The 15,605-nt window shown below is 68.0% G+C and carries 15 protein-coding genes; 9 read left to right on the top strand and 6 right to left on the bottom strand.

The window, feature by feature from the left end:
- The first annotated feature begins 52 nt into the window (after positions 1-52).
- The 6 genes from ABL844_RS01635 to ABL844_RS01610 are packed head-to-tail and all read left to right on the top strand — an operon-like array spanning position 53 to position 6,650.
- Complete coding sequence (locus ABL844_RS01635; RefSeq protein ID WP_418130292.1) at positions 53-1,153, top strand: hypothetical protein; 1,101 nt, start codon at positions 53-55, stop codon at positions 1,151-1,153.
- Positions 1,150-2,298: a polysaccharide pyruvyl transferase family protein gene (locus ABL844_RS01630; RefSeq protein WP_126022452.1), complete on the top strand. Its 1,149-nt coding sequence runs from the start codon at positions 1,150-1,152 to the stop codon at positions 2,296-2,298. Before ABL844_RS01635 ends, ABL844_RS01630 begins: the two co-directional genes overlap by 4 nt.
- 21 nt (positions 2,299-2,319) lie before the next feature.
- On the top strand, positions 2,320-3,405 hold the full coding sequence (locus ABL844_RS01625; protein ID WP_184640424.1) for a glycosyltransferase: 1,086 nt from the start codon (positions 2,320-2,322) through the stop codon (positions 3,403-3,405).
- The gene (locus ABL844_RS01620) at positions 3,402-4,673 is read left to right on the top strand and encodes a hypothetical protein (RefSeq protein ID WP_418130291.1); all 1,272 of its coding nucleotides are present in this window, start codon (positions 3,402-3,404) and stop codon (positions 4,671-4,673) included. The genes ABL844_RS01625 and ABL844_RS01620 overlap by 4 nt, the downstream gene beginning before the upstream one ends.
- A 4-nt stretch (positions 4,674-4,677) precedes the next feature.
- Positions 4,678-5,934, top strand: coding sequence for a lipopolysaccharide biosynthesis protein (locus ABL844_RS01615; protein ID WP_418130290.1), 1,257 nt, complete (start codon positions 4,678-4,680; stop codon positions 5,932-5,934).
- 35 nt (positions 5,935-5,969) lie between these two features.
- Positions 5,970-6,650 carry a phytanoyl-CoA dioxygenase family protein gene (locus ABL844_RS01610; RefSeq protein WP_418130289.1) on the top strand — a complete coding sequence of 227 codons (681 nt, stop codon included), beginning with the start codon at positions 5,970-5,972 and terminating at the stop codon, positions 6,648-6,650.
- Between the two features lie 7 nt (positions 6,651-6,657).
- Here ABL844_RS01610 and ABL844_RS01605 read toward each other — a convergent pair whose 3' ends face one another.
- The 3 genes from ABL844_RS01605 to alr all read right to left on the bottom strand — a co-directional run bounded on the left by ABL844_RS01605 (position 6,658) and on the right by alr (position 9,643).
- Complete coding sequence (locus ABL844_RS01605) at positions 6,658-7,512, bottom strand: hypothetical protein (RefSeq protein WP_418123789.1); 855 nt, start codon at positions 7,510-7,512, stop codon at positions 6,658-6,660.
- A 255-nt stretch (positions 7,513-7,767) separates the two neighbouring features.
- Positions 7,768-8,526, bottom strand: a complete 759-nt coding sequence (locus tag ABL844_RS01600; protein ID WP_184640435.1) for a hypothetical protein — start codon at positions 8,524-8,526, stop codon at positions 7,768-7,770.
- A gap of 13 nt (positions 8,527-8,539) precedes the next feature.
- Positions 8,540-9,643, bottom strand: a complete 1,104-nt coding sequence (gene alr, locus ABL844_RS01595) for an alanine racemase (protein ID WP_418118740.1) — start codon at positions 9,641-9,643, stop codon at positions 8,540-8,542.
- A 199-nt stretch (positions 9,644-9,842) separates the two neighbouring features.
- Here alr and lplT point away from each other — a divergent pair, with 199 nt between their 5' ends.
- The 3 genes from lplT (at position 9,843) to ABL844_RS01580 (ending at position 12,652) form a co-directional block, all read left to right on the top strand.
- Complete coding sequence (gene lplT / locus ABL844_RS01590) at positions 9,843-11,147, top strand: lysophospholipid transporter LplT (protein ID WP_126022459.1); 1,305 nt, start codon at positions 9,843-9,845, stop codon at positions 11,145-11,147.
- 110 nt (positions 11,148-11,257) lie between these two features.
- Positions 11,258-12,151 carry a DMT family transporter gene (locus ABL844_RS01585; protein ID WP_418130288.1) on the top strand — a complete coding sequence of 298 codons (894 nt, stop codon included), beginning with the start codon at positions 11,258-11,260 and terminating at the stop codon, positions 12,149-12,151.
- Positions 12,152-12,163: 12 nt separating this feature from the next.
- Positions 12,164-12,652, top strand: coding sequence for a glutathione peroxidase (locus ABL844_RS01580; protein WP_126022461.1), 489 nt, complete (start codon positions 12,164-12,166; stop codon positions 12,650-12,652).
- 22 nt (positions 12,653-12,674) lie between these two features.
- On the opposite strand, the gene ABL844_RS01575 is transcribed toward ABL844_RS01580, so the two are convergent.
- The 3 genes from ABL844_RS01575 to glcE form a co-directional block, all read right to left on the bottom strand.
- Entirely contained in the window at positions 12,675-13,130 is a 456-nt protein-coding gene (locus ABL844_RS01575) for a carboxypeptidase-like regulatory domain-containing protein (protein WP_418123784.1), read from the bottom strand.
- A 101-nt stretch (positions 13,131-13,231) separates the two neighbouring features.
- Positions 13,232-14,467 carry a glycolate oxidase subunit GlcF gene (glcF, locus tag ABL844_RS01570; RefSeq protein ID WP_418130287.1) on the bottom strand — a complete coding sequence of 412 codons (1,236 nt, stop codon included), beginning with the start codon at positions 14,465-14,467 and terminating at the stop codon, positions 13,232-13,234.
- 17 nt (positions 14,468-14,484) lie between these two features.
- Positions 14,485-15,603, bottom strand: coding sequence for a glycolate oxidase subunit GlcE (gene glcE, locus ABL844_RS01565; RefSeq protein ID WP_418130286.1), 1,119 nt, complete (start codon positions 15,601-15,603; stop codon positions 14,485-14,487).
- Between the last annotated feature and the right edge of the window lie 2 nt (positions 15,604-15,605).

Below are 15,605 nucleotides of genomic sequence, written 5' to 3'. Positions count from 1 at the left end.
CGGACAGAACTTCTTTCGCTTTGGAATTGATCGGATCGGAATCCACATGCCGATGAGCCACGCCATTCCCGCTCCGGCGGCGCCGGCACGGGCACCCGCGACGACAACGACAGGAAGAAGGGGCACGCGCCGCTTCAACCAGTACTCCGTTGCCGGGGTGCTGATCGTGCTCGTCTACGTGATCATCTATGCGTATTTCCGGGAAATGCTCCCCGAGAAATGGAGCGTGGACTCGGCGAAGATCCTCGAGATCCTGAATTACGGCGGAACGGACGAAATGGACAATTCGTTCGCCGTCACGGCCGCGCTTTTCAGCATCATCGGGTCGGACAATCTCGACGTTTTCACCTGCATCAGCAGCGCGATATTTCTTTTCTTCGCGACACGCAATATCCGCCGGGCCGGCGACTTCTTCTCCAGGCTGCTGCTGATCGCGCCCTGCATCATGCTGAACATGTTCGCACCGTCGAAGGAGACGGTGGTGCTCATCATGACCATGTGCATCACGGTGACGACAATCTATTTCCGCACCTCCAGATTTATCACCGTCGGCGCATTTCTCGGCCTCTACGCAATCTACGGAGTTTTCGTCCGGAATTATTATTTGCTGATCGTCGGCGCATTCTTCGCCGTTCATTATCTCTGGCGGCGGCCGCTCAAATACCATTTCCTGGCGGCAATCCTGGCTGCCGGCGCGATCATGGCAGCGCCCTCCAATATCCTGCAGACGCTGCAGTCGCCGCGCGACACCTCCAATGCCTATGCGGAGCAGATCGGCAGCGACAACCGCACGGCCTTCACCAATATCGCCTCGCCCGCCACCGGCCCGGGCTTTCTGGTGAATTACGTGTACGCCGCGACGGTGCTGATCACGCCCGTTCTCTATTTCCAGACACCCAGCGACGCATTCATGCAATTGATGATCGCGGCGATGCTGATCATTCTCTACAAGGCACGGCGATGGTCGAAGCGCGATCCGACGCAATTCGAGCCACGCTTCTTCGGAAGTCTTTTCGTCGCGCACATCCTCGTTCAATTGATTTTCGAACCGGACCTCGGCAGTTTCACCCGGCATCTGACCTCCGTGATGCTCTATCTGATCGCCATCAAGGTCGCGGGAAATAAAAGGCTTATTCCGGGTATTCAAAGATGAAAAAGATCCTGATCTGCGCGGTGCCGTTCAGCGACAACCTCGGCGACGGGGTCATCGCGGCCTCGCTGGCCCATATCGCGGCCATGAAGTATCCCGACGCGAAGGTCGAGTTCCTCGACATCGCCGGGCGCGTGGCCTTCGACGAATCCAACCTGCGCGGCGGCGGCGCCTTCGGCGTTTTCCAGAAGCTGCCTTCGCTGCTGCGTTCGGCAATCGTTTTCGCCTACTGCCTGAAGAACTACCTGCTGAGCTGGCGCAGGCAATGGCAGGCGGCGGTGGCCGATGCCGACCTGGTGCTGATCGGCGGCGGGCAGCTCTTCTGCGACGTGGCACTGAATTTCCCGTCGAAACTCTTCTTCCTGGGCCGGCTGCTGCGCGGAAAGAGAGTGGCCGTGGTGTCGGTCGGCGTTACCGGCAAATGGTCTTACTGGGGACAGTGGCTCGTCGGCAAGTTCCTCCAGAACGCCGCGCCGGTCTTCTACGCGACGCGCGACGTGGATTCGGCAAACAACCTGCACGCCTTCTTCCGCATTCCGCGCAGCCGCATCAACGTGGTGCCCGATCCGGCGCTGGTCTGCGCGAGCGCCTTCTCGGAAGAACTCTCCCCCGAGAAGAAGTGGGACGTGGGCATCTGCGTCAGCAGCCTCGACGCGCTGGTGATGAATTCCGAATACGGGGGCAAGCGAGCCGGCGGTTCGGCCGAATTCTTCTCGGGCCTCGCGCAGGCATTGCGGGCCGAGGGCGCGCGGGTGCTGTACTTCACGAACGGCGCGGCGGAAGACAACCGGGTGCTCGCCGAGATCTCCGAGCGCACCGCCGCCGCGGACGACTTCTCCTTCGCCGTGCCGAAGCGCCCCGACGACCTGGTCACGCTGATCAGTGCCTGCTCCTGCATCGCGGCGCACCGGCTGCACGCGAACATCGTCGCCTACAGCCTGAGCATCCCGTCCATCGGCATGAACTGGGACAAGAAGGTCGAGTCCTTCTTCCGGCTCACGAACCGCACCGAGTTCCTGTTCGGCCTCTCGCCGCGCCACGACGAGCTGAAGGCATCCGTCCTGAACCTGCTTCGGGAACGCAACGATCCGCGCCGGCTGGACGAGCTCCAGGCCGAAGTCATCGCCGGCACCCACGCAATGATCTGAGCAGCCAGGAGCGAAGAAGCCATGAAAGTCCTGCACGTCGCGGAAACGCTCAAGGGCGGGCTGGAGACCTATCTCCGGATCGTCTCGAACTTCCAGCGCAACTCGCCGGAGATCAGCCAGGTGAAGTTCATCCTGCCCGGGCAGGTCGACTGGCTGGGCCCCGAGAGCGCGCACGTGGTGCCCACCGCACGCAGCCCGCTCTCGCTGGTGGGCTATGCGAAGCGGGTGAAGAAGATCATCGAGTCGGAGCGGCCCTCGGTGCTGCACCTGCACAGCTCGATCGCCGGCGGCATCGTGCGCTCGATGGCGCTGCTGGGCCAGATACCGCGCGAGGTGAAGATCGTCTACTGCTCGCACGGCTGGGCCTTCGACCAGGCGGCGTCGAGCTACAAGAAGTCGGCCTACCGCTGGATCGAGCGGCTGCTGTCCTCGCGCAGCGACGCCATCATCTGCATCAGCCGCCACGAGGTGCGGATCGCGGCCGAATCGGGCATCAGGCGCTGCACCTGCATTCCCAACGGCATCGATTCCGTGAACCCGGCGCCAGCCCCCGCTCTCGAGCCGCCGCCGCCCGCGGACGCCGGCAAGCCCGCGCCGCGGACCATCCTGTTCGTCGGCCGGCTCGACCGCCAGAAGGGCATCGACCTTCTGCTCGACGCCTACGCCCGCGTGCGGCCCGACTTCAGGCTGATCGTGGTCGGCGACGCGGTGCGCAAGGACCTGCAGCTCGCGCAGCCCGAGCGGGTCGAGTTCAAGGGGTGGCTCGAGAAGGACGCGCTGGACGCGGTCTACCAGTCCTGCGACGCCATCGTCGTGCCCTCGCGCTGGGAGGGCTTCGGCCTCGTCGCGGTCGAGGCCATGGCCAGGAGCAAGGCCGTCTTCGCGTCCGCCGTCGGCGGCCTCGTGGACATCGTCGAGAACGATCGCAGCGGCCGGCTCTTCGAGCTGGAGCACATCGACCAGATGCTGCGCGAGATCGACCGCATGCCCGTCGAGACCCTGCGCCAGATGGGCCGGACCGGGCGAAGGATCTTCGAGGAGAAGTTCACTTCGCAGCGCATGAACACCGCCATCGTCGATCTGTACAAGGAGTCGGTACTGCCATGAAGAAGACCATCACCAGCCTGCTGGGCGCCCTGCTCTTCGCCGCAGCGCCGATCGGCCCGGCCCACGCGCGAGGCATCGGCACCCTGAGCTCCGAATACCCGGTTTCGCTGAGCGTGCAGATCGACCCCGCGACCATCACCGACGAGGACCTGCACGAGATCCGCGCCGCCGGCTTCGAGTTCGTGCGCTTCGGCGTGCGTCCGCCGATCAAGAGCGTGAACCCCGCGATGACCGACTATCCGAAACTGATCCAGCGTGTGCGCAAGGCGAAGCTCAACGCCATCGTGACGCTCTTCGGCGGCAAGGAGATCTGGGGCCACGAGCCCGGCGACATGCGCAGCGGCGGGGGCAGCGACACCGCCAGCAAGGAGAGCCGCTTCGCCGACTTCGCGGCCGGGTTCATCAAGGCGCACTCGGCCGACGTCGCGGTCTGGGAAGTGTGGAACGAGCCCGACAACAAGACCTTCCTGCAGCCCGCCCTGGTGCCGGACTTCGGCGCCGCCTCGTCGGCGCTGTGCGAGAAGCTCGCGCAGCAGCAGATCCGCCCGGACATCATCGTCGGCTTCGGCTTCGCGAAGCTGCCCTTCGTCGGCGGCAGTGCGGGGAAGGTGCCCTCGGAGCTGGAAGATGCCTTCGTCTCGGCCGCGCGCAGCGACTGCCTGACGGACATCTCCATCCACCCCTACCGCTCCGTGCCCGAGACCGCGCTGGCCGACTACCAGAAGCTGCGCGCGCAGCTCGACCGCCGCCAGCTGAACAAGACCGGCATCGTCGCCTCCGAATGGGGTTACGCCTCGTACATGCCCGTGCGCAACCAGGGCGCGCAGGCGTCGCTGATCTTCAGGGAGTACCTGATCAACGCCGCGGCCGGCATCAAGCTGCTGAACCTCTATTCGTGGCGCGACCGCGGCCAGTCGTACTTCTCGAAGGAAGACAACTTCGGCATCAAGTCGAAGGCCGGCGAGAAGAAGGAGGCCTACTCGGCACTCACCGAGTTCCTGAAGATCGCGCGGCACTCGCAGAAGGTGTCCTACGACGACGCGCGCGGCGCGAGCCGGCTGGTGCTGCGCCGTGGCGAATCGATGCTGCACGTGGTCTGGACGCAGGGCGCGCAGCAGAGCGTGTCGGTGCCCGCGGGCGCCGGCGCGAAGTGCACCCGCGTCGACTTCTTCCCGCAGATGCGCGAAGGCAGCTGCGGCAGCCGTTCGGGCGAGGGCTTCACCGTGAAGGCGACCTCCAGTCCGGTCCTGCTTTCCATCTCGGGCTAGGTGGATGAAGCAGCGACTGTCAGGACTCAGGAAACGCCTCGGCGGTCCCATCTATGCCGTTGCCGACCAGTGCATCTACAGCGCGAGCCAGCTGCTGCTCAGCTTCGCGCTGGCGCGCGTGCTCTCGCCCGCCGACTTCGGCGTGGCCTCCGCATTCCTCGCGGTGATCAGCTTCCAGTACATCCTGCACATGGCCATGGTGCACGAGCCCCTGCTCATCCGGCGCTACTACGCCGACCGCTCCACGGCGTGGCTGACGTGGGCGCTGGTTGTGCTGTTCTCGCTGCTGGGCTTCCTCGCGTGGCAGATCGCCGCGTTCCCGGGGCAGCTGCAGTGGGTGGGCGTGGCGCTGATCGTGGGCTACGAGATCTTCTGGATCTCGCGCAGCCTGCTGCTCGCGGGGCGGCGCTATGGCGTGCTCTGCGTTTCGGGCGCGCTGATCGCGATCGGCTATGTCGTCGTGCTGAACGCCGAACGGCCCGCGAGCTGGAAGGAGGCCCTGCTGCTGGTTTCCGTGCTGCAGCTTCCGTTTCTCTACCTGGTGCTCGCGAACACGCGCCACACGGTTCTTCCGCTGCCGGCCGCGAAGGACGACCGGGGCCTGACGGCGCGCGAATCGATGGCCTACGGCTGGAAGGCCAGCCTCTCGCAGTTCATGAGCTGGATCATGACCGGCGGCGCCATCCTGCTGCTGGGCTCCTCGGCCGATGCCGAGCAGGGCGGCCTGCTCAAGATCTACATCACCTTCCTGCTGCCGATGCAGTACGTGCTGTCGGCGCTGGGCTACTACCTGCTGCCGCAGCTGGCGGCCAGCTGGAAGTCGGCGGACGCAGCGCAGAGGAAGAAGTCCTTTCGCGACTTCACCGGCTTCGTGCTGCTCGGCTTCCTGGTCGCCGAGGCCGTGGGCGTGGCGCTGGGCCTGCTGGGGCCGCACCTCGTGGTGCTGGCCTTCGGCGCGAACTACAGGGACATGGACTTCTCGCCCTTTTTCTACGCGCCCGCGATCTTCGGCCTGACCATGTGCCTGCGCACCGGCTTCAGGGCCGCTTCGAAACCCGGCGCCCTGCTGCTGTGCTCGGTGGTCGGCGCCGTGGTGTTCGCCGCCGCGATGCTCGCTGCCGGACGGCCCGTCTCCTACATCCAGACCATCCACGCCATGACCTGGGGCTTCGCCTGCATGGCCGCGCTGATGGTCGGCTGGCTGCTCTTCCTGGTGCGGGCGAGCGGGGTGGATGGGAACAAAGGGGAGCAACGCGCCTGATGCCCGAAGGGCCGGCGCCGGACGAGGAGATCCTGATGAGCAACCCACTGCTTCGCGGCGTGAGCTTCGACGAGCGCCTCCGGTTCCTGCGGGACGGCGTCGTGTGCCTGCGCGGGATCGTCTCGCCCGAGTGGATAGAGCTGGCGCGCGACGGCATCGAGCAGCGCCGCGACGGCCTGCTGCAGCGCGTGGTGTCCGAATCGGGTGCCAGCGAGATCGCCGGCCAGCTCACCGTGACCCGACGGCTGCGCTGGATCTGCGACCAGCTGCTCTTCGACAAGGACGTGAGCGCCGCGACGGCAACACCCTGGCACCAGGACATGTCCTGCGGCCTGGCCGACAGCCACCGCATCGTCCACCTGTGGATGCCCGTGGACCACATGCCGCGCGAGACCGCGCCGGAAGTGGTGCGCGGCTCCCACCTGTGGAAGACCGGCTACCGCCGCGGCGGCTGGATCGGTCCCACGGACGACGAAGCGTTCGCGCCCGAGCTGCCCGACATCGAATCCAACCGCGGCGCCTTCGACATCGTGGGCTACGAGGTCGACCCGGGCGACGTGGTGGCCTTCAACCACCGTGCGCTGCACCACGCGGGGCCCGTGATGAGCTTCGGGGAGAAGCACCGGGCCTTCGCGATCCTGTGCGCCGACGACGAGCTGCTGGCGCTGGGGCTGAACCGGCGGCCCGCGGCCATGCCGGCGTTCCGCGCGGCCTAGGACGCGTTTACCAGAACTTCTCGGGCGTGGCCGAAAGCGTCTCGGTGCAGCGGGTCACGGCCTTGGCGCGCTCCTCACGCAGCCGCTGCCAGTTGTCGGCCTGCCATTCACTCCACGCGACCGGCTCCGACTGATAGAAGCACGAGGCCGGCGGACGCATGAAGCCCGCGCGGCCGAGCTCGGCACCGAACTTCAGGCGGAACAGCTCGTCCGAGCCCGTCAGGTTCTCGTAGACCAGGTGCCAGGCGCCCGGAAGCAGCGGCGTGTCCGCCACCGCCTGCACCTTGCGCGCCTCCTCGATCTCCTCGGGCGTGGAGCCATCGGTCAGGGCCGTGGCGTAGGCGGCCTCGGCACGCTTGCGGTAGATGCCGGTGGCGACCTTGCTGAGCGCATCGCTCAGCTCGCCGATGGCGGGGTTGACGCCCAGCGGGTCGTCCTTGAGCGCCTCCAGCGTGGCGCCGCCGAGGTCGTCCTTCGAGAAGCCCTGCGCACCGACGCTCACGCCGCCCGCGATGACCGACAGCGCGATGTTCAGCGCCACCTGCCCCGCGACGTTGTTCATCGTGTTCTCGCGACGGACCACCCGAAGCTGTTCGATGCCGGGCTTGTAGTTGCCGCGGGCGAAGCGCACGCGGGTCTGGGGTGCCGGCGGCGCGGCGGCGGCCGGTGTGGGTGCGGGTGCGGCCGGTTCCATCGGTGCGGCCGGCACGATGGGCGCATCTGCGACGGCCTCCGTGGCTTGCGATCGCTGCGGGTCCGCCGCCGCTGCATCGGATTCGGCATGCGCCGATATGGCGGCGACCGCCAGCGCGATGCCGCATGCGCGCCATGCGGCGCGCGCTCCCTGTTTCTTCGAGATCATGTGAATGAAATTCCTCCCGGCGCGGATTGTCTCCGACCCACGGGGGCCAGCGTCCACAGCACGGCATCGAGCACACGCTCATGGTCCCGCGGACGGGGCTGGAGCCGGTCGTGCAGCTTGTGCTCAGCGCCTTCGAGCCGCACGACCTCGTACTGCGCCAACGACCGGGCGCCCGCGCACACGTCCTCCACCCACCCAACAACCGCTCCATGGCGCCCAGGTGCAAGGCGCTGGTCGATCACCTGATGGGCGCGCTCAGTGCTTCTTCAGCAGGACGCGCACCGCCTCGGGCAGGGAGTTGACCTGCGGCATGAAGTGGTCGAGCAGCGCGCCCAGCGCCACCGCGCAGATTACCGCGCCAAGCAGCGGCTTCCAGGTGAGCCGCACGGCGGCCATGAGCCAGCCCTCGCGCGCCACGCGCACCGCGGCGCGGGCCGAGACGTAGGAGAAGGCGATTTCGATGGCCACTGCCAGCAGCGCGTCCCAGCTGAAATACAGCAACACCAGCGAGCCCGCGCCGAACAGGATGGCGGCGCAGATCAGGAAGATGGCGATCACCGGGATGACGACGACCGCCCCCTCGTCGGCGCCGCCGGCCACGTCGAGCGCGCCGCTGGCGATGTCCGAGAGGCCGCTGCCGCCGCCACCGTCGCCCGGGGCTTCGCCGATGCCCGTGTGGCCGTGCGAGCCGCTGCCGCCTCGTCCGCCGCCGAACTCGAAGTCGGGCGCATCGACGTTGAGATCGAGCCCGCGTTCCTCGACCAGCCGCTTCGCCCACCAGCGCAGCACCAGCAGGTAGCCCAGGTACCCCACGCCCAGCGTGAGGAAGTAGCGCACCGCGAGCGAATCGACGTGCAGCAGGTGCATCTGCAGCGCCGACACGCCCCACATGAGCAGCAGCGTGAAGCTGCCGATGAGGATGCCGTGCGTGCGCAGGCTGTACTTGCGGTGGAGCTCGCGCTCGACCTGCGTTTCCCAAAGACGCACGGAGCGCCAGTTGGAAAGGATCTTCACGGCTTCAGGGTGTTCAGGCAGCGTCCGCCATGTCGGCGAACGGCACGCGCTGCGCCACCGCGCACATCAGCTCGTAGCCGATGGTGCCGCCGGCCCTGGCGACCTCGTCGATGGGCAGCACGGCGCCGGTCTTCGCCGACCTGCCCCACAGCGTGACCTCGCTGCCGAACTTCGCGTCGGGCACGCCGGTGAGGTCGACGGTGATCATGTCCATGCTCACGCGCCCGACCATGCGGGTGCGCACGCCGTTCACCAGCACCGGCGTGCCGGTGCCGCAGTGGCGCGGGTAGCCGTCGGCATAGCCGACCGCCGCCACGCCGATGGTCATGGGGCCCTCGGCGGTGAAGTTGGAGCCATAGCCGACGGTGTCTCCTGCCTGCAGCGTCTGCACCGACAGGAGCTGGGTCGACAGCGTCATGGTGGACTGCAGCTGCCAGTGCGCCGCGTCGTGCTGGGGAAAGTCGGGCGCGCCGCCGTACAGCATGACGCCGGGGCGCACCCAGTCGCCGCGCGTGAGGTCGGCATGGCGCAGCGTGGCCGCGCTGTTGGCGATGGAGCGCTCGCCCGGCAGGTCGCGGGTGGCGCGCTCGAAGGCCTCCAACTGGTGGGCGATGCCGCGTTCGCCGTCGGCGTCGCTGAAATGGGTCATGAGCGAGATCTCGTCGACCTGGGTGAGCGCGTTGAGGCGGGTCCAGGCGGAGCCGAAGCGCTCGGGGGTGAAGCCCAGGCGGTTCATGCCCGAGTTCATCTTCAGGAACACGCGTTGCGGCTTGAGGGTCTTGTGGGCGGCGAGCATGTCGATCTGCTCGTCGCAGTGCACGGTGTGCCAGAGATCGAGGCGCGAGCACAGCTCCAGGTCGCGGGCCTCGAAGACGCCCTCCAGCAGCAGCACCGGGCCGCGCCAGCCGAGGGCGCGCACGCGCTCGGCCTCTGCCAGGTCGAGCATCGCGAAGCCATCGGCGCCTCGCAAACCCTCATAGACCCGCTCGATGCCATGGCCGTAGGCGTTGGCCTTGACGACGGCCCAGACGCGGGCTTCGAGGGCCGAGCGGCGCGCCCGCTCGAGGTTGTGGCGCAGGGCTTCGGTGTGGACGGTGGCGAGGATCGGGCGCGGCATGAAGGGTTTCCGGAGAAGGCTCGGTGGGAGCTCGGGGACAATGCAGACCACGTTTTAGCATCTTCGGGAATGGGGTCGAACACGGTGGGGATGCGGGATTGCGCGTCGCACCCCCGTGCTATAACCGCCCATTCGCCCTCTACGCGACACTTTTTCACTACCGCCAGCAGACCTATTCCTCTGGCCAGCCAGCCCATCGATGAAGCGCGGTTTCTACACGATCATGTCGGCCCAGTTCTTTTCGTCGCTGGCCGACCAAGCGCTTTTCGTTGTTGCGGTCGACCTCATGCGCAGTTCGGGCGCGCCCGAATGGCAACGCGCGGCGCTGGTGCCCATCTTCGCCGTCTTCTATGTGGTGCTCGCCCCGCTGGTAGGCGCCTTCGCCGACGCCCTGCCCAAGGGCAAGGTGATGTTCATCAGCAATGCCATCAAGGTGCTGGGCTGCGTGATGATGCTCTTCGGCTCGCACCCGCTGCTGTCCTACTCGATCGTGGGGCTGGGCGCCGCGGCCTACTCGCCGGCCAAGTACGGCATCCTCACCGAGCTGCTGCCGGCGTCGCAGCTGGTCAAGGCCAACGGCTGGATCGAAGGCCTGACCATCGCGTCGATCCTGCTGGGCATCGTGCTCGGCGGCGCGCTGGTGGGGCATGCGGTCTCCAGCAAGCTGCTGGCCTTCGACCTCCCGCTCATCGACACCGGTATCGACACGCCGGCCGAAGCAGCCCTCGCGGTGCTGATCTTCGTCTACATGCTGGCGGCCTGGTTCAACACGCGCATCCCGCACACCGGCGTCGAGATGCGCCCGCTGCGCGCCAACCCCGAACAAGGCCTGCTGCGCAATGTCGCGGCGCTGCTGCCCGACTTCTGGCACTGCAACGCGCGCCTGTGGCGCGATCGCCTCGGCCAGATCTCGCTGGCCACCACCACCCTCTTCTGGGGCGCGGGCGGCAACCTCAAGTACATCGTGCTGGCATGGGCGTCGCTGGCGCTGGGCTACAACACCACGCAGGCCTCTGCGCTGACGGGCGTGGTGACCATCGGCACCGCCGTGGGCGCCATCGTCGCCTCGATGCGCATGCGCCTGGACATGGCCACTCGCGTGATCCCCATGGGCATCGCGATGGGCCTGATGGTGATCTGCATGAACTTCATCGGCAACGTGTGGCTGGCGGTGCCCTTCCTCATCCTGCTCGGCGGCCTGGGCGGCTTCCTGGTGGTGCCGATGAACGCGCTGCTGCAGCACCGCGGCCACAACCTGATGGGCGCGGGCCGCTCCATCGCGGTGCAGAACTTCAACGAGCAGGCCTGCATCCTTCTGCTGGGCGGCTTCTACAGCGTGTGCACGGGCCTCGGCCTCTCGGCCTACGGTGCCATCAGCGCCTTCGGCCTCGTGGTGGCCGGCTGCATGTGGATCATCAAGCGCTGGCACGAGAACAACCTCAAGAAATATCCCGAGGAAGTGGAGCACCTGCTGGCTATTGCCCGTAGCGACAAACACCACTGACTCCCCCAGGCTTCGCGCACTTCGTGTCGCTGCGCCAACCCCCTCGCCGGGGGCGGCACCGGAGGCCCGGCAAAGCCGGTTCCTCGGTGCCCCACGAAAACTCCGCCACCATGCCAGCACTCGCCCTGCTACTGAACGCCTTCGTCTGGGGCGTGTCCTGGTTTCCCTTCCGCCAGATCGCGGGCCACGGACTGCATCCGCTGTGGACCACCTGCCTGATCTACCTGGCCATCGCCGTGCTGATGGGCGTGCTGCGCCGGCATGCCTGGAAGGGCTTCGCGGCCTTTCCGATGCTGGTGGTGCTGGGCCTGGCGGCCGGCTTCACCAACGTGGGCTTCAACTGGGCCGTGACGCAGGGCGATGTGGTGCGCGTTGTGCTGCTGTTCTACCTGATGCCGCTGTGGAGCGTGCTGCTGGCCTGGCTGCTGCTCGGCGAGCGGCCCACCGGCGGCGCGCTGGCGCGCGTGGCGCTCGCGCTCACCGGCGTGGCGGTGGTGCTGAAGGCGCCCGGCACCGACTGGCCCGTGCCTTCGAGCCTGCCCGACTGGCTGGGCGTGGCAGCGGGCTTCGGCTTCGCCGTCACCAACATCGCGCTGCGCCACCTGCGCGAGGCGCCGGGCGAATCGCGCGCGCTGGCGATGTTCTGCGGCTGCACCTTCGTGGCCGGCGTCGCGGCGCTGATCGGTACCGCGCTGGGCGTGTTCGATTCGCCGCTGCACGCCTCGCCGGGCTGGCTCGGCTGGGCCGCGCTGCTGGGCACGGCCTTCGTCTTCGCCAACGTGTGCCTGCAGTACGGCGCGGCACGGCTCACGGCCTCCGCGACCTCGGTGATCATGCTGTCGGAGGTGCTGTTCGCAAGCGTGTCTTCGGTGGCGCTGGGCGCAGCCGAGATGGACCCGCGCATCCTCGTGGGCGGCGCACTGATCGTGCTGGGCGCCGTCTGGGCGGCGTTTGCGCGAACGACCGCACGGCGCGATGATCGCGCCTCTTCTTCTCCTTCCTGACGAGGACACAGCATGACCAGCGTCTACGACTTCGAAGCCAACCTGATCGACGGCAAGCCGGTCAAGCTCTCCACCTTCAAGGGCAAGGTGCTGCTGATCGTCAACACCGCCAGCAAGTGCGGCTTCACGCCGCAGTTCGCGGGGCTGGAGGCGCTGCACGAGAAGTACGCCGGCAAGGGCCTCACCGTGCTGGGCTTTCCCTCGAACCAGTTCGGCGGGCAGGACCCGGGCACCAACGAGGAGATCGGCGCCTTCTGCACCACGAACTACGGCGTGAGCTTTCCGATGATGGAGAAGATCGACGTCAACGGCAGCAACGCCGCGCCGCTCTACCAGTGGCTCACGAAGGAAAAGCCGGGCCTGCTGGGCAGCACGGCCATCAAGTGGAACTTCACGAAGTTCCTCATCGGCCGCGACGGCACGGTGCTCAAGCGCTACGCGCCGCTGGACACGCCGGCCTCGCTCGAGCGCGACGTCGAGGCGGCGCTGGCCGCCGCCTGAGCGCCTTCGATCTCCGGCCTGTTCAGAACCTGAAATCGGCCGTCTTCGGGCCGCCGCCCACCGTCACGGCCTGGCTCTTGGTGGCGCCGCCGGGCGCCGCGACGTCGATCACGTAGCGTCCGTTCGGCACGTCGACCAGGCAGACCGGGCCGCTCGCGCGAAACGCCAGCGCGGCGGCATTGCCGGCGTCGCCGCCCTTGATCGTCACGTCGACGTTCGCCAGATAAGCGCCATCGGCGCGAGCGAACAGCAGCGCGAGCGGATGTTCCTTCATCGCGGCGCGCATGGCCGTCGATTCGTCGGAGCCGATGCCGCCGCACACGTAGCGCGCCGGGCCCGCGCCCTGCCAGGACGGCATGGCGCCCTGGGCCTGCGCGGCCGTGGCGCCGGCCGCGCAGGCGCAGGCCAGCAGCACGACCCGCAGCGAGGCGGGAATGGACGGAATGTAAGGAATGGAAGGTGCGAGAACACGAGGCATGGCACTGGCTCCTTGCAGGTTCGATGCGGCCATGATGCGCCCCGAACCGGCCCCGCGCGAGTCGGACCAACCCCCTCCTGCTTGTCCGATGGCGCCTGCGTTCAGGCCTTTTGCCGCAGTGCAGCGTCCAGCAGCTCGACCCAATGCCGTACCGGCGTGTCGTCGCTGCCGCTTTGCAGGTGCGTGATGCAGCCGATGTTGGCCGAGGCGATCACCACCGGGCGCAGCTGCTTCAGGTGGCCCAGCTTGCGGTCGCGCAGCGGATAGGCCAGCTCGGGCTGCAGCACCGAGTACGTGCCGGCCGAGCCGCAGCACAGGTGCGATTCGTTCATCGCCACGCGCATGTCGAAGCCCAGCGCGCGCAGGTGCGTCTCGACGCCGCCGCGCAACTTCTGGCCATGCTGCAGCGTGCACGGCGGGTGGTATGCCACCACGCCCTCTGGCGCCTTCACGCGGGCCTTGAGCGCGGGCACGAGGTCGGGCAGCAGCTCGCTGAGGTCACGCGTGAGCTCGCTGATGCGCGCGGCCTTCAGCGCATAGGCCGTGTCGTGCTGCAGGATGTGGCCGTACTCGCGCACGGTGACGCCGCAGCCGGATGCATTCATGACAATGGCCTCGACCTCGTTGCGCTCCACGTAGGGCCACCACGCGTCGATGTTGGCGCGCATCTGCGCCTTGCCGCCCTCCTGGTCGTTCAGGTGGAACTTCACCGCACCGCAGCAGCCGGCCTCGGGCGCGATCACGGCCTGGATACCGGCCGCGTCGAGCACGCGCGCGGTGGCGCTGTTGATGTTGGGCATCATCGACGGCTGCACGCAGCCCGCGAGCATCAGCACCTTGCGCGCATGCGTGGCGGTGGGCCAAGCGCCGGCATCCTGCTTCTCAGGCACCTTGGCCTTCAGCGCATCGGGCAGCAGGCCGCGCACCGACTGGCCCAGCTTCATCGCAGGGCCGAAGAGCGGCGACGGCAGGCCTTCCTTCAGCACCCAGCGCTGGGCCGATTCCATCGCGGGGCGCGGCACCTTCTCGTCGACGATCCTGCGGCCGATGTCGACCAGGTGGCCGTACTGCACGCCGCTCGGGCAGGTGCTCTCGCAGTTGCGGCAGGTGAGGCAGCGGTCGAGGTGCAGCTGCGTGCTGCGCGTGGGCGCCTTGCCCTCGAGCACCTGCTTGATGAGGTAGATGCGCCCGCGCGGGCCGTCGAGCTCGTCGCCGAGCAGCTGGTAGGTCGGGCAGGTGGCGGTGCAGAAGCCGCAGTGCACGCACTTGCGCAGGATGGCCTCGGCCTCGCGGCCTTCGTCGGTGCCTTTGAATTCGGGAGCGAGCTCGGTTTGCATGTCTTGCGTTCTTGTTCTCAGTTGGCGCTCAGCAGGCGGCCGCGATTGAAGATGCCATGCGGATCGAACTCGCGCATCAGCGCGCGCTGGATGCGCTCGACCGGCGCGCTCAGCGCATCGAAGCGCGGCACCCCTTCGTGCATGCCCGAACCCGGCAGCCGGAACAGCGTGGCGTGGCCGCCCGCCGCGCGCGCGATCTCGCGGATGCGCGCAGCCTGCGAGGGCGGTGCCTTGTACCAGCGCTGGCCGCCGTGCCATTCGATCAGCGGCGCGGCACTGTCGATGGAGAGCACGGGCGCGGTCTGCGGCACCGACACGCGCCAGAGCGCGTCGGAGCCCTCGCCGGTGGCGAACCAGGGCAGCTGCTGGTCGCGCAGCGATTGCCAGTCGGCGGCGGCGCGCGTGTTGTCCTTGCGCTCGCCGCCCAGGTGCTCGCACGCGGCTTCGACGGCGGCGACCGCACCGCGCAGCCGCAGGTAGAGCGCGCCAGCGCCGGCATATTCGAACCAGCAGCTCGCATTCAGCGGCAGCGGCCGGCCGCCCCACTCGTTGAGCAGCCGCAGCGCATCGGCCTGGCTGCAGGCGAATTCGAGCGTGGCCTCGGCGGGCGGCACCGGCAGCACCTTGAGGCTGACCTCCGCGATCACGCCCAGCGTGCCGAGCGAGCCGGCGAGCACGCGCGAGACGTCGTAGCCCGCGACGTTCTTCATCACCTGGCCACCGAAGCTCAGCAGCTCGCCGCGGCCGTTGACCAGCGTGGCGCCGAGCACGTAGTCGCGCACCGAGCCAACGCTGGCGCGCGCCGGGCCGCTGAGGCCCGCTGCAACCATGCCGCCCACCGTGCCGCCGCTTGCGAAGCACGGCGGCTCGAACGGCAGGCACTGGCCCTTCTCGGCGAGCGCCGCTTCGAGCTCGGCCAGCGGCGTGCCCGCGCGCACGGTGACGACCAGCTCGCTCGGCTCGTAGCTCGTGATGCCGGCGAGCGCCCGCATGTCGAGCAGTTCGCCCTGCGGCGCCTCGCCGTAGAAATCCTTGGTGCCGCCTCCCCGGATGCACAGCGGGGTAGCGTCGGCTGCAGCGGTGCGGATGCGCTCGACGGTCTGGCGGAGGGCGTTGTCGTTGTTGTCCATCGCCATCC

The organism is Variovorax sp. 278MFTsu5.1 (assembly GCF_048305045.1).
Classification (GTDB): Bacteria; Pseudomonadota; Gammaproteobacteria; order Burkholderiales; family Burkholderiaceae_C; genus Variovorax; species Variovorax guangxiensis.
The sequence above is the reverse complement of the archived record's forward strand: the minus strand, read 5'-3'. Positions and strand labels throughout refer to the sequence as shown.